We start from the raw sequence: 14536 nt of genomic DNA on the forward strand, positions 1-14536 counted from the left end.
GCGTCATCCGAAGGTGAAGAAGGCTCCCGGCTGCAAGCGCTGGGGATAGGTACGCTTGCAGCCCGGAACTTGCCGTTGCTGTTACCAGCAAATGCCTTCGGTACGGCCTGTGGCACAGGTGGCCTTGGACATGAAGCCCACCAGGTCGATCACTTGCTTGCCGTGTGGTGCGTTCTGCGCCAGGGCACGGAACTTCTCATCACGGTTGCCCAGGATGATCACGTCGGAGTTGTTGATCACATCGTCGAAGTCCGAGTTGAGCAGGGACGACACGTGCGGGATCTTGCCTTCGATGTAGTCCTTGTTTGCACCGTGGACACGGGCGTACTCGACGTTGCTGTCGTAGATGCTCAGGTCGAAGCCCTTGCCGATCAGCATTTCGGCCAGTTCAACCAGCGGGCTTTCGCGCAGGTCGTCGGTGCCGGCCTTGAAGCTCAGGCCCAGCAGGGCGACTTTGCGTTTGTCGTGGCTGGAGACGATGTCGAAGGCGTTCTGTACCTGGGACTCGTTGCTGCGCATCAGCGAGTTGAGCAGCGGCGCTTCCACGTCCAGGGAGCTGGCGCGGTAGGTCAGGGCACGCACGTCTTTGGGCAGGCACGAACCACCGAAGGCGAAGCCTGGGCGCATGTAGTACTGGGACAGGTTGAGGGTCTTGTCCTGGCATACCACTTCCATCACTTCGCGACCGTCGACGCCGACGGCCTTGGCGATGTTGCCGATTTCGTTGGCGAACGTCACTTTGGTGGCGTGCCATACGTTGCAGGTGTACTTGATCATTTCGGCAACGGCGATGTCCTTGCGGATGATCGGTGCGTCGAGTTCTTCGTACAGCGACTGCAGGACATCGCCGGAGGCTTTGTCGAACTCGCCGATGACCGTCATCGGTGGCTGGTCGTAGTCGGCGATGGCGGTGGATTCACGCAGGAATTCCGGGTTGACCGCGACACCGAAGTCGACGCCGGCTTTTTTGCCGGAGCAGTCTTCGAGGATCGGGATCACCACGTTGGCCACGGTGCCCGGCAGTACGGTGCTGCGCACGACCACGGTGTGGCGGGTGGTTTTGTCACGCAGGACAAAACCGATCTCGCGGCACACGGCTTCGATGTAATCGAGCTCCAGGTCGCCGTTTTTCTTGCTCGGCGTGCCGACACAAATCATCGACAGGTCGGTATCGCGGATGGCGTCGGCGAAGTTGGTCGTGCCGCGCAGTCGGCCGGTTTCGATACCCTGGCTCAACAGCTCGCCCAGACCGGGCTCAACGATGGGCGATTTGCCTGCATTGATCAGGTCAATCTTATCCTTGGAGATGTCTACGCCGACCACTTCGTGGCCACGGGCAGACAGGCAACCGGCACAGACTGCGCCAACGTAACCGAGACCAAATATGCTGATGCGCATCGCATTTACCTCTTTGTCTTCAAGACTGTGTTAATCATGCCAATTAATGGCGGAGTTCATGTTTGCAAGCGTCACTGATGCCGCGAAAGTTAGGCGAATAGACGCCAACTTACCGCGTACAGGCATGTTAATTAGCGAGTGACTAACAATTGCACTCAAGTTGTGCGCAACTTGGCCTTGTTATTGGGGCTTGCCCTGAAATGCAGCCGGCCTTTCTGGGGAAAGGTGCCGACGCCAGTGCCACAAGATCCTGATGGGGGCTTTAGGCCCTTATTTATCAACATCTTGGGTGTCGTCACTGACACATTTGGGTAAGCGCTGCCTTGGCCTATAGGGGATAGCAATTAATCCTTATCGCCGCCCTCAACTCATATCAGTTGATGATATGACCCGTGAGTCAAAGTTGATGGGGCAACTTTGCTACTTCCTTGGGTCGTCATGTAAGTCATCTCTTACAGAAGCAGAGAATTTCGTTACCGGTGGTATGAGCCGTGCGTTTAGACGAAGTTCCGGGCCGCTCATCCTGTTTCCTGAAATTTCTTGAAATATTAGGAAAGATGGCACTGGTAGTATATTGATAGCACTTGCTATTTGAGCCAGTAGTTATAGGGAGTTGGCGCGCGGGGATAGTTTTGTGCCACTAGTGTTTGAAAAAAGTGGTGCCACTACGAAAAAAATCGACGAATGTCGAGTGAAAGAATTGTTAGAGATGCGTCGGGATATTTTTTGACGTCAAAAAAATGACGATTCGCGAATTAAAATGCGGTTAAAAATGTGGGAGGAGCTTGCCCCCGAAGGCGGTGGGTCAGCTAAAGATAAGCTGGCTGATCCATCGCCATCGGCGGCAAGCCCCCTCCCACATTTGTTCATCAGTGTTCTCGGGAGCTTTATTCTGGTGCGTGATCGCGCAAAAACACCAGGTTATCCGGCTTGGACTGCTCGGCGTTGAAGCGATAGCCCTGCACATCAAACTGCTTGAGCTTCGCCGGGTCGTTGATGCGTTCCTCGATCACAAAGCGGCTCATCATCCCCCGGGCTTTCTTGGCGTAGAAGCTGATGATCTTGTACTGGCCGTTCTTCAGGTCCTTGAACTCGGTGTTGATGATCCGCGCCTTCAAGGCCGTACGCTTGACCGCCGAGAAGTATTCGTTGGAGGCCAGGTTGAGCAACACGTCGTCGCCTTGTTCGGCCAACGCTTGGTTGAGCCATTCACTGATACGCGTGCCCCAGAAGGCGTACAGGTCCTTGCCACGGGCATTGGGCAACTTGGTGCCCATCTCCAGGCGGTACGGCATCATCAGGTCCAGGGGGCGCAGCAGGCCATACAGGCCCGAGAGCATGCGCAGGTGGTCCTGGGCGTAGCTGAAGTCGGCATCGCTGAAGGTCTCGGCATTCAGGCCGGTGTAAACATCGCCCTTGAAGGCCAGCAGCGCCTGCTTGGCATTGTCCTGAGTGAATGCCGGGGTCCAGCTGCCGAAGCGGGCGGCATTGAGGCCGCCGATCTTGTCGGATACGTGCATCAATTCGCTGATTTGCGCCGGGCTGAGGGTGCGCAGTTGCTCGATCAGCTCCTGGGAGTGGTCCAGGTACTGCGGCTGGGTAAAGCGCTGGGTCGCCGGCGCGGTCTCGAAATCGAGGGTCTTGGCGGGGGAAATCACCATCAGCATGAAGTCGTCTCCTTTAAACGTGAGGCGATTCTAGGGGCTGGGGCGTTTTGACTCCACCTATGATGGCGATAGGCGGGATCCGCTATGATGGCCGGTGACTCTGGAGAGGGAGACCCTGTGTGCGAATAGCGCTTTTATTGTCGGCATGCCTGCTATGCCTGAATGCCCAGGCAGCACCCGTGGATGTGGCCAGCCTTGACCGTGGCACCTGGCCCGAAAAACTCGGCAGCCCGGCACTGTTCGATGTGGCTTCACGTGCCGAAATCCTCATGTTCGCCCACAGCCTGCTGGCCAGCGAGAACCAGGACGAAACCGCGCTCAAGCAGCGCCTGGGCCTGAAGATCATCAACCTGGCCGCCATCGACGACCTGCGCCGCCAGCTCTGGCAGCGCCTGCTGGAGAACTACACCTTCGCCCAGCAGAGCTGCGCGGAAGACGCCTCGTTCTGCTATCTGGTGGAGAACATGGACGACCTGCGCGAGCAGGCCGGCAAGTTAGAGGTGAGCGAAGACTCCTTCTATATAGGCTGGGCCGCTCCGAGCCATACCTTCCATGAGCGCTACCTGGATGAATTGCTGCGCAAGGCCGCGCTGTTTCCGCAGATCAGCAGCGAAGTCGCACGTTTCGGCGACCATGAGCGCAATGGCGACGAGTTCAATGACCGCCTGTTCCTGCTGACGTTCGACGGCGGCCCTGCGCCGGTCAGCGGCAATACCGACTGGCTCGCCGACTATTTGCGCAAGCAGAAGATGAGCGCGACCTTCTTCACCCTTGGCAGCAGCCTGCAGGCCCGTGTCGAGCGCAGTTCGGTTGCCGATGTGCAGGCGCTGTACCAGGGCCAGTGCGTCGGCACCCAGGGCTGGCAGTACCGTTCCCACAGCCATTGGGTGGACTGGCAGAGCTCGATTACCCGCAGCGCTTCGCTGGCACAAAACCTGATGCCGGAAAACTACGTGCCGCTGTTCCGTCCGCCCTATGGCCAGCGCCGCGCGGACAGCCAAGGCTTCTTCCAGGCGCAAGGCTTGCAGGTGGCGTTGTGGGACATCGATTCCCAGGATGAACCGGGCAAGCTCAAGGCCGACGAGTCGGCGCAACGGGTGCTGACCTTGATGCTGTTGTGGCGCAAAGGCGTGATTGTGTTCCACGACACCCAGGACAAGGCACGGGTCGCTTTGCCCATGCTGTTGCAGGCGACGGCGCAGAGTGGTCTGGGTTGGCAGGACTGCCGGGAGGCGTTTCGCTGAAGTGCCCGGAACTGTTGGGTTTTGGGCGATTTTTGGGTAATTTTGTGCGACATTTCGATGCAGGCGGACTTCCGACTTTAGCGGGGTAAGTGGCACTCGGCTAGTGCTATTCGTCATCCTGAAAAATAAACTTCAAAAAAGCGTCAAAGTGCTTTTTCCTGTCACACGTTTTGCGGTATTACGAAGTCAGATCGCCGAAACCTGCAACACAGGTGGCGTCTTCCAAGACTCCTCATGTGGGCACTGCGCTTGACGTCACTCAGGTGCAGTCGGTGGTCGAATCGAGGCGCAGCACCGCCCAGGTATTGCGTCGACTGGCTCCCACAAAGGTGACCGAGTATGGATGATCATGGACGTAACCCTTCTTCCGACCAGCCAATCCTTTATGTGCTTGATACCAACGTATTGATCCACGATCCAAACGCACTGCTCAACTTCGAAGAACACCACGTCGCCATCCCGATGATCGTGCTTGAGGAGCTCGATAAACTCAAAAGCGGGCACCACAGCGTGGCCGCCGAATGCCGCCAGGCCATCCGCCTGATCGACAAGACATTGGGCGAAGCTTCGCCAGAAGATGTCGAAGTCGGCGTGCCGATCCAGCGTGGCAAAAGCGGACCCAAGGGCTTGCTGTCGATTCTGATGAGCAAGCGCAGCGAGCCCAACAGCCTGCTGCCGGAAAACCTGAACGACAACAAAATCATCAACCAATTGATCGACCTGCACGCCCGTGACAAGGACCTGCGCGTAGTGCTGGTGACCAAAGACATCAATATGCGCCTCAAGGCCCGAGCGTGTGGGATCGCGGCCGAGGACTACAGTACCGACCAACTGGTCGACGACGTGTCGATGCTGTCCCGTGGTTATCACATGATGACTGGCTCGTTCTGGGACCGCGTCAGCAAGGTCGAAACCCGTCAGGACCATGGCCGTACCTGGCACCAGGTGCAGCTGATCGATAACCTGCCGGCCGTACATATCAATGAGTTCATCGTCGACGAACAGGGCTTCGTGGGCTGGATCAAAGAGATCCAGGTCGACAAGTTGCTGATCCTCGACCTGCATCAGGAACCCCTGTTGCACCAGGAGGCCTGGGGCCTGAAACCGCGTGATATCTACCAGAGCCTGGCGCTGTACGCGCTGCTCGATCCTGACATCCACCTGGTCAACCTGACCGGCGCCGCAGGCTCGGGGAAAACCATTCTCGCCCTGGCTGCCGCCATCGAGCAGACCATGGTGACCAAACGCTATCGCCGCATCATCGCCACCCGCAGCGTGCAGGGCCTGGACCAGGAGATCGGTTTCCTGCCCGGCACCGAAGCGGAAAAAATGGAGCCGTGGCTGGGGGCGATCACCGACAACCTCGAGGCCTTGCACATGGATGATGAAAACACCCATGGCAGTGTCGACTACATCCTCAGCAAAGTGCCGTTGCAGTTCAAATCCCTCAACTACATCCGAGGTCGCAGCTTCCAGCAGAGCCTGATCCTGATCGATGAATGCCAGAACCTCACGCCGCACCAGATGAAAACCATCATCACCCGTGCCGGCGCCGGTTCCAAAGTGGTGTGCCTGGGCAACCTGGCACAGATCGACACCCCTTACCTGTCCGCGACCAGCTCCGGGCTGACGTACCTGACTGAACGCTTCAAGGATTTCCCGAACGGCGTGCACATTGCGCTGCAGGGTGTTCCACGTTCGATCCTGGCCGAATACGCCGAATCCCATCTCTGACCCTCGGCACTGACTAAAACGGGCGTCCCATGGGACGCCCGTTTTTTGTGTTCAGGCCGACTGCTCGACCTGTGCCCAATCGATTGCCGGTTTATGTGCCCTGGAAAGCAGGGTGTACACCGACGGCAGTACAAACAAGGTAAACAGCGTGCCCACCAGCATGCCGATCACGATCACCAGCCCCAACCCGAAGCGGCTGCCGGCGCCGGCACCTGACGAGAACAGCATCGGCACCAGGCCCACCACCATGGCCGCCGTGGTCATCAGGATCGGCCGCAGCCGAATGCGTGCCGCGCGCATGATCGCCTGGGCCGGGGTGCAGCGGTACAGCACCTGCAGCTCGTTGGCGAACTCGACCATCAGGATCCCGTGCTTGCTGATCAGACCGATCAGGGTGACGAGGCCGATCTGCGTGTAGATATTGATGGTCGCCAGCCCCAGCGCCAGGGGAATCAACGCGCCGCAGATCGACAGCGGCACCGTGATCAGGATGATCAGCGGGTCGGTCAGGCTTTCATACTGCGCGGCCAGCACCATGTAGATCACGATCAGCGCGAACAGGAAGGTCAGCATCAGCGCATTGCCCTCGTGGATGAACTGCCGCGAATCGGCCTGCCAGTCATGGCTGAAACTGGCGGGCAACTGGCGGCTGTGTTCCTGCAAAAAGGCCACTGACTGGCCAAGGCTGACGCCGGGCGCGGGAATACCCTGGAAGGTCGCGCTGTTCTGCTGGTTGAACTGCTTGAGCTTGTTCGGCTCGATCACGTTGTGCAGGCTCACCACGGTGGACAGCGGCACCTGCTGGCCGGTGTCGGTGTCGACGTAGAAGCCATTCAGGTCCTGGGGCGTGAGGCGCCGCGAGGCCTGGCTCTGGGGGATCACATCGTAGGAGCGGCCTTGCAGGGCGAACCGGTTGGTGTAGTTCTCACCGATCAACACCGCCAGGGTGCTGCCGATGTCTTGCATGCGAATCCCCAGGCTATTGGCCTTGCTGCGGTCGATGCGCACTTGGGTCACCGGGTTATTGAACGCCAGGTCACTGTCGACCACCGCAAACAGCCCGCTGGCCCGCGCCTGGGTTTTCAGCGCCTCCATGGCCTGGTACAGCGAGCGGTAGTCTTCTGTGCTGCGCATCACCATTTGCACCGGCAAGCCACCGGTGGAGGCGGGCAGTGGCGGCAACTGGAACACGAAGATCGAGTTGCCTTCCACGGCATCGACGCTTTGTTGCAGCTCGGCCTGGATTGTCGCTGCGCTGCGCTGACGCTGCGACCATTCGGTGAAGTTCACCCCGGCAAAACTCGCGGCGACGCCGTCATTGCCGTTGATGATCCAGGTACTTACGGTCTCCGGCAAGTGGCCGAGAATCCCGCTCAACTGATAGGCGTAGCGCTCTACATAATCCAGGTTGGCGTGCTGCGGTGACTTGATCGCCAGCAGCAGGTTGCCCTGGTCTTCGTTGGGCGCCAATTCCTTGCTGGCATGGCCATACAGCCAGGGCAGGCTGAGCAGCACCACGGCGCCGAACAACAGGATCAGCCCGCGCTTGCGCAGCGAGCCCAGCAACGCACGCTGATACAGGCGTGCCAGGCGGTGGAAGAAGCGCTCGGCCAGGCGGCTCATGGTGCCTTCATGCTCCTGGCCCGGTAGCAGCTTGGCGCACATGACCGGGGTCAGGGTCAGGGCGATCACCCCGGAGACCAGCACGGCGCCGGCCAGGGTCAGGGCGAACTCCTTGAACAGCGCGCCTGTCAGGCCGTTCATCAGGCCGATGGGCATGTACACCGCCGCCAGGGTGATGGTCATGGCGATCACCGGCGAAGCGATCTCGCGCGCGCCGAACAAGGCTGCCTGCAGCGCGCTGCGGCCTTCCTTGACATGCCGGTGGATGTTCTCCATCACCACAATCGCGTCATCCACCACCAGGCCGATCGCCAACACCATTGCGAGCAGCGTCAGCAGGTTGATGCTGAAGCCGAACAACGTCATCAAGCCCAGGGCGCCGAGCATCGACAATGGAATACTGACGATGGGGATGATCACGCTGCGCACCGAGCCCAGGCACAGGTAGATGATCACCACCACGATCAGGATGGCCTCGATCAGCGTTTCGATGACTTCGATAATCGAGGCTTCGATAAAGTGCGCGGTCTCGAACGCCAGGGCCACCTTGACCCCTGGCGGCAGGGTTTTCTCGATGTTCGGCAACAGGCGCTTGATGTCAGCGACGATCAACAGTGGGTTGCCCTTGGGTGTCGCATAGAGGCCCAGGTGCACTGCGGGCCTGGCGTCCATCAACGCACTGGTTTCGTAGGCAGCCGAACCCAGCTCGACGGTCGCGATATCGCGCAGGCGCAGCAGGTGGTCGCCGTTGTTGCGGATGACCATGTTGCGAAACTCATCGAGGCTGCTCAGGTCGGTGTTGACCTGGATCGAGGAGATCACATAGTGGCCTTTGATCTGCCCCGGTGCTGCCTGGAAGTTGTTGTCGCGGATCGCCTGTTCTACCTGGGCGGCACTGATGCCGTGGCCTGCCATGCGTTGCGGGTCGAGCCACAGGCGCATGGCCAGGCGCTGGCCGCCGAAGGTCTCGACCTTGGCCACGCCGTCGATCGTGGAAAACAACGGCTGTACCACGCGGCTCAGGTAATCGCTCAAGGCCGAGGCCGACAGCGAATCACTGGAAAATCCCACGTATGCCACCGCTGTCGCATCGCCGGCGGAACGTTCGATCACCGGGTCATAGGCCTGTTCAGGCAGGCGGTATTTGACCTGGTTGACCTTGGCAATCACATCGCTCAACGCCTTGGCCGAGTCCTGGTTGAGTGCCATGCGCAGGGTGATCTGGCTGCGGCCCTGCACCGATGAGGAACTGACATAGTCCACGCCTTCCACCGAGGCCAGCGACTGGTTGATCGGTTGGGTCACAAAGCCTTGCATCAGCTCGGCGGGCGCGCCGGGGTAATCGGTGGTCACGCTGATCACCGAGCTTTCCAACAGCGGGTATTGGCGCACAGGCAGGTCGAGGTAGGCCTTGAGCCCGGCCAGTACGATCAGCAGGCTGACCACCAGGGCCAGCACTGGGCGACGTACGAACAGGTCGGTGAATTTCACGGGTTTTCTCCGGCCATGGTCATCCCCGAGGACGGGTTGGCATCGTTCAACACCGTACGTTCGAGGGGCTCGATAGCGGCACCGTCACTGAGTTTGATCTGCCCGGAAATCACCACGCGGTCACCCGGATTCAGACCCGCATCGATCACTACGCGGCCATTGCGCCGCTCGCTGGTCTTGACCAATACGCGGCGGACGACGGGTGGGGTATTGGCATCGGTCGATGGCTGCACCACGAAGACATCTTCGCCGTAGGCGTTATAGGTGATGGCGGTTTCCGGCACGCTCAAGGTGTTGCCGGGCAGTGACTGCGGCAGGCGCACTTTGGCGAACATGCGCGGCAGGGCGCCGTCGGTGGGGGCCTGCAGTAGCGCCTGGACGCTCAGGGTGCGCGAGCGGTCGAGGAACGGGTCGATACTGCTGATACGTGCGCTGAAGCGTTGCCCCGGCAGGGCATCGAGTTGCACATCCAGGGTATTGCCGACCTTCAGTTGGGCCAGGGCTTGCTCCGGCACGCTGAAGTTCACGTACAGGCCCTTGTCGCCGACCAGGTTGATCAGGCTGTCGCCGGGGTTCACAAATTGGCCCAGGTGAACCTTGCGGATCCCGAGGGTGCCGGCGAACGGTGCGCGTATGGTCAATTGGTCGATCTGCGCCTTCAGTTCCTGCAGGGCGCCTTGGGCGGTGGTGTATTCGGTCTGGGCATTGTCGAAGGCTTCGCGGGACGTGGCGTTCACCTTGACCAGGGTGCGCGAGCGTTCCAGTTTGACCTTGGCATTTTCCAACTCACCCTGCAGGCGCATCAGGTTGCCGCGTTGGGGAGCATCGTTGAGCCTGACCAGCACTTGGTCGCGCTCGACGCGCTGGCCGGATTCCACTGGCAACTGCACCACACGTCCGCCGACTTCGGCGGGTACGCTCACCTGCTGCACGGCTTCCAGCTCACCGATGGCTTCCAGGTAGCGGGTGAAGGGGGCGTCGCTGACCGGCGCCACCGCGACTTTGATCGGCGCGGGCGCGTAGGCAGCGGCAGCCTGATGGCTCCAGCGCCACAATGCCCACGCCAACGCAATGAGGACAACCACGGCGATCAACAGCGCCACGCTGGTTCGTGAGACGGCACGTCCGGATCGACTGACGTGTGACATAAGCTTCATTCCTTGAGCGGCAATCAGTAAATGGGCCAGCAGCCCGGCGTCAGTAGTTCGACGAGGTTCTCATCCGGATCGCGGAAATAGATGCTCGATCCACCTTTGGGCCAGTGGGTGCGCCCCTCGATGGCAATGTTCGCGTTGTCCAGGCGCGCCTCCCAGGTCGGCAGATCGTCGGCGTCGATGGCAAAGCAGATATGAATGCGCCCGTTGGCGTCATGGGGAGGGATCTCGCCGCCGCTCAAGTATTTGGTTTGAAGAGAGGCGCCCCGTTTGAAGAGCAAGAGAGTATTCTGCTGACCGACATTTAACGCGACGAGTACGTTGCTCTCGACCATCGTCTCAAGCTCCAGGTGCCGGGCGTAAAACGCTTTGGCGCGGTCGAGGTCGTCTACGTACAGCGCGGTCTCAATGATTCGTTTGAGTTGAGGCATGGTTTTGCTCCTTGTTGAAGGTTGCTCCCTGAGATGGAATTCACAGCATGGTCACGGTCCTACTGCGCAATATCGATTTGAATCTGTTGGTGGTGCTCGATGCACTGCTGACTGAAAAACACGTCACCCGCACCGGTGCGCGACTGCATTTGAGCCAGCCGGCCATCAGTCACTCCTTGAGTAAGTTGCGGGTGCTGCTCGACGATCCGATCCTGATCCGCGAGGGTAACGAAGTGGTGCTCAGCGCGCTGGCGCAGAATATCCAGGTGCCGTTGCGCGACATCCTCAGCCAGATCGAAACACTGTTCGGCAAATCCATCGACTTCGACGCGGCCAGTTCCCAACGCACCTTTCAATTGGCGATGTCGGACTACGGCGCGGCGATTATCCTGCCCAAGTTGCTGGTGCGACTGCGCAGCGAGGCGCCGAACACCACGCTGGTGGTGACCCAGGGCAGCCGGCATGCGATGTTCGAGCAAGTGGCGCAGGGCAAGATCGACCTGGCGCTGGGGGTGTTCCCCAGCCTGACGCCCGATGTGTCGATGGAAGTGTTGTTCGAGGAAACGTTTTCCTGCCTGCTCGACCGGCGGACCCTGTCCAAGGACGGCATGCTGGATCTGGAGAGCTACCTGGAGCGCCCGCATATCCAGGTGTCCATGGACGGAGGTGCCAATGGTGAAGTCGATAGCCTGTTGCGTGCCGAAGGTTTGCGTCGTCGCATCGCCGTCAGCGTGCCGCACTGGCGTACGGCGCCGAGCCTGTTGCACAACACCGACCTGATCCTTACCGTGGCCACCCGCACGCTGGAAGACACGTTGCTCAACCCGGACCTGGTGCAATTGCCGCCACCGTTCAGCATTCCGCGCTTTCCCTTTGTGCAGATCTGGCACCAGCGATTCTGTGACGACCCGGCACATGCGTGGTTGCGCGAACAGGTCAAGCAAGTGGTAGCTCATACCGTGCAGGTCGACTGATCGGGGCGCAGGCGTAATCGCAAGTCCTGGCCCAACTGGGTCACTTCGTACAGGGTGAAGTCCAGGGAGTGGGTGAGGTTTTCCAGCTCCGGCAAATGCACCAGCGGCCGTGCGAGGTCGCCGAGCAGGCGCGGCGCGACGTACAGCAACAGCTCATCCACCAGCCCGGCGCGCAGCAGGTTGCCGGCCAGGGTCGGCCCGGCCTCGACCATCACATCATGCAAGCCGCGCTGGCTCAGATGGACCATCAAGGCATGCAGGTCGAGGCCATTCTGGTTGCCCGGCAGGCCGAGCAAGCGCTCGGCGTTGGCGCCTGGCGGCAGATGTTGCTCGTGCACCACATGCAGGCTTGGCGCCTGGTCGTCGAACACCCTCGCGGTACCCGGCACCCGCGCCTGGCTGTCGAGGATCACCCGCAGCGGCGCGATGGCTTCGGCGGATGCCATCTCGCGTACGGTCAATGAGGGGTTGTCGGCCAGCACCGTGCCGCTGCCGGTGAGGATCGCTGCACTGCGCGCTCGCCAATACTGCACATCGGCGCGCGCCCTGGCGCCGGTGATCCATTGCGAGCGCCCGTTGTTCAGCGCGGTGCGGCCATCCAGGCTCATGCCCATCTTCAGTTGCACCCACGGCCGCTGGCGCTTGACCGAGGACAGGAAGCCACGGTTCAACTCGCGGGCGACCGCATTGAGCAAGCCCACGCGAACCTCGATCCCGGCGTCGCGCAGTTCGGCGATCCCACGACCGTCGACCTGCTCGAACGGGTCTTCATGGGCAACGACCACACACGCCACGCCAGCCTCGATCAGCGCCTGGTGACAGGCACCGGTGCGCCCGACATGGCTGCAGGGTTCCAGCGTCACATAGGCCGTGGCGCCCTTGGCCAGGGCACCCGCCTGGCGCAGGGCGAAGACCTCGGCGTGCGGACCGCCCGCACGCCGATGCCAGCCCTCGCCCACGATGTGTGCACCGTGGGCGATGACGCACCCGACCCGTGGATTGGGCCAGGTGGAGTGACTGCCGCGCTCGGCCAACGACAATGCATGATGCATATGTTGAAAGTCGATTTCGCTGAAGTGGGTCATGGGCGGCGTTGCCCTGCAACAGCGTGGGCGGTGATCGGGTAGATACGCCCGTCGTAGGCGCTGGCCAGGAAGCCACTGCCTTCGGCGTCATGGGTCAGGCATGAAATACCGCTGGCGGTGATCTTCTCCACCTTTGCCCATTTGCGCTTGGCCAGGTCGAACACGGCCACGGTGCCGCCGTAGCTGCCGGTGGCGATCATCTGGCGGTCCTTGGAGATCGCAATGCACTTGATCGAGTGGCTATGAGGTGTGTCATACACCTCGCTGTTGCCGGCTTGCCACAGGCGCAGCTTAAGGTCGCGACCGATACTGGCAAAGCCGCCCTGGATCTGCGTGCAGCCGTTGGAAATACGGTCGTGGGCCTTGTCCAGGTAGGTTTCCAGCTCGAAGTCTTCGATCCGGAAGAACGCTGCGGCCGCTGTCGCGCATACGCTGAACAGGTACTGTTCATCGGCGGCGATGCCCTTGATGGCGTTCTCGTGCATGCGCACTTCGCGCAGGAAGCGCGGCTGCTGGTGTTCCAGATTGAAGATCAAGGCTTCGCCAGTGTACGTGCCGATTGCGGCGTGCAACTGGCCATCTTTTTCGAAGGTGGTGCCGCAGTTGAGCGGTGAGCGGTGCTGGTAGATGACGTCGCCGGTCTTGGCGTCGAACACCGTGCCCATCTGGCCGCCGGTCAACACGCTGTCGCCGAAGGGCAGCAGGAAGTTGCACAGACTGCCGGCCTTGGTGCTGGGCTGGCCATTGATCTGCAGGATGCCGGCATCACCGATGCTGTAGATGTCGTCGCCGACCACCGTGACGGCGTTCAAGCTGATGGCCGGCTCGATGCCGCCCACGTCCCATTCCTGAGTGATGAAATCCCAGGTGGCGTAGGTGGAACCGAAGGTCACGAAGGCGATGCGATGGTTGCCCAGCAATGCACAGCTGCGTGGCCAGATGATGCTTGGCAGTGAAGTCTGGGCGGTTTTTACCAGTTGGTTGTCGGGCGTCAGCTCCCACAGCATGACGCAACGGTCGTAGCTGAGGCTGACCAGCAGGCGCTGCGCGTCGTTCCATACGATGCGCTTGATGCCGGCGGCATGGGCAGCTTGCAGGTAGGTGCCGCTGCTGCTGATCACGGAGATTTTGCCTTCGTCGTCACCGGCGAAAATGATGCCCTCACGGGACAGGGCAACGGTGTCGGTTTCGACGCCGCCCAGGTCGATCAGGTCCAGTTGTTCGCCGCTGGCAGCGTCCCAACGGCGGATCGAACCGTCATCGCTGCTGGAAACCAGGGTCTTGCCATCGGCGGCCCAGCACACCGAAATCACGTCGGCATCGTGACCGCTGAGGATCCGCAGGGTTCGCCCGCTGAGGTCGAACAGGCGGATGCTGTGGTCCCGCGAGCAGGTGGCGATGGTCTGGCCATCCGGTGAGAAGGCAGCCATTTCGATGTCGTCATCGTGACCCACCAGCACGCTTTTCAAGCGCAGCGAAGGGATTTCCCAGACGCGGGCGGTGTAGTCGCTGCTGGCACTGACCAGCAGGGTGCCGCTGGCGTTGAACGCACATTGGTTGGCCAGGTGGTCGTGGAGCACGCGCTGGATCGGCGTCTTGGTTTTTGCATCCCACAAAATAACCTGGTTGTCATAACCGGCGGTTGCAACGTAAGTATCGTTGAATGTTGCGATACCGCTAATAGGGCCAAAGTGTCTCATGCGTCATCATCCTTAATGTAGTGTGGGCGAAAGAA

The 14536-nt window shown here is 60.6% G+C and carries 10 protein-coding genes; 3 read left to right on the forward strand and 7 right to left on the reverse strand.

Annotation, left to right across the window (positions count from 1 at the left end; all coding sequences use genetic code 11):
- Nucleotides 1-81 precede the first annotated feature (81 nt).
- Together AC3WP7_RS01655 and yaaA are read right to left on the reverse strand one after the other, a co-directional pair.
- Nucleotides 82-1398, reverse strand: coding sequence for a nucleotide sugar dehydrogenase (locus AC3WP7_RS01655; RefSeq protein WP_071488570.1), 1317 nt, complete (start codon nt 1396-1398; stop codon nt 82-84).
- Between the two features lie 887 nt (nt 1399-2285).
- Nucleotides 2286-3065, reverse strand: a complete 780-nt coding sequence (gene yaaA / locus AC3WP7_RS01660) for a peroxide stress protein YaaA (protein WP_071488571.1) — start codon at nt 3063-3065, stop codon at nt 2286-2288.
- 119 nt (nt 3066-3184) lie between these two features.
- Here yaaA and AC3WP7_RS01665 point away from each other — a divergent pair, with 119 nt between their 5' ends.
- Entirely contained in the window at nt 3185-4309 is a 1125-nt protein-coding gene (locus AC3WP7_RS01665; protein ID WP_102591596.1) for a polysaccharide deacetylase family protein, read from the forward strand.
- A 339-nt stretch (nt 4310-4648) separates the two neighbouring features.
- Nucleotides 4649-6043, forward strand: a complete 1395-nt coding sequence (locus tag AC3WP7_RS01670) for a PhoH family protein (protein ID WP_005785025.1) — start codon at nt 4649-4651, stop codon at nt 6041-6043.
- A gap of 51 nt (nt 6044-6094) precedes the next feature.
- Here the strand turns inward: AC3WP7_RS01670 and AC3WP7_RS01675 are convergent, their stop codons facing one another.
- Genes AC3WP7_RS01675 through AC3WP7_RS01685 form a run of 3 tightly spaced genes read right to left on the reverse strand, consistent with a single transcriptional unit; the run spans nt 6095 to nt 10742 of the window.
- Nucleotides 6095-9157 carry a MexW/MexI family multidrug efflux RND transporter permease subunit gene (locus AC3WP7_RS01675; protein WP_102591595.1) on the reverse strand — a complete coding sequence of 1021 codons (3063 nt, stop codon included), beginning with the start codon at nt 9155-9157 and terminating at the stop codon, nt 6095-6097.
- The gene (locus AC3WP7_RS01680; RefSeq protein ID WP_093512404.1) at nt 9154-10305 is read right to left on the reverse strand and encodes an efflux RND transporter periplasmic adaptor subunit; all 1152 of its coding nucleotides are present in this window, start codon (nt 10303-10305) and stop codon (nt 9154-9156) included. The genes AC3WP7_RS01675 and AC3WP7_RS01680 overlap by 4 nt, the downstream gene beginning before the upstream one ends.
- A 23-nt stretch (nt 10306-10328) precedes the next feature.
- Nucleotides 10329-10742 carry a VOC family protein gene (locus tag AC3WP7_RS01685; protein ID WP_058422912.1) on the reverse strand — a complete coding sequence of 138 codons (414 nt, stop codon included), beginning with the start codon at nt 10740-10742 and terminating at the stop codon, nt 10329-10331.
- Between the two features lie 47 nt (nt 10743-10789).
- On the opposite strand from AC3WP7_RS01685, the gene AC3WP7_RS01690 reads away from it, so the two are divergent.
- Nucleotides 10790-11716: a LysR family transcriptional regulator gene (locus AC3WP7_RS01690; RefSeq protein ID WP_071488576.1), complete on the forward strand. Its 927-nt coding sequence runs from the start codon at nt 10790-10792 to the stop codon at nt 11714-11716.
- Here the strand turns inward: AC3WP7_RS01690 and ribD are convergent.
- Together ribD and AC3WP7_RS01700 are read right to left on the reverse strand one after the other, a co-directional pair.
- Nucleotides 11695-12801 carry a bifunctional diaminohydroxyphosphoribosylaminopyrimidine deaminase/5-amino-6-(5-phosphoribosylamino)uracil reductase RibD gene (ribD, locus tag AC3WP7_RS01695; RefSeq protein ID WP_092240859.1) on the reverse strand — a complete coding sequence of 369 codons (1107 nt, stop codon included), beginning with the start codon at nt 12799-12801 and terminating at the stop codon, nt 11695-11697. The two genes, AC3WP7_RS01690 and ribD, sit on opposite strands and share 22 nt — an antisense overlap.
- Nucleotides 12798-14501 carry a WD40 repeat domain-containing protein gene (locus tag AC3WP7_RS01700; protein ID WP_093512402.1) on the reverse strand — a complete coding sequence of 568 codons (1704 nt, stop codon included), beginning with the start codon at nt 14499-14501 and terminating at the stop codon, nt 12798-12800. The genes ribD and AC3WP7_RS01700 overlap by 4 nt, the downstream gene beginning before the upstream one ends.
- Between the last annotated feature and the right edge of the window lie 35 nt (nt 14502-14536).

Source organism: Pseudomonas sp. FW305-3-2-15-C-LB1, assembly GCF_058787615.1.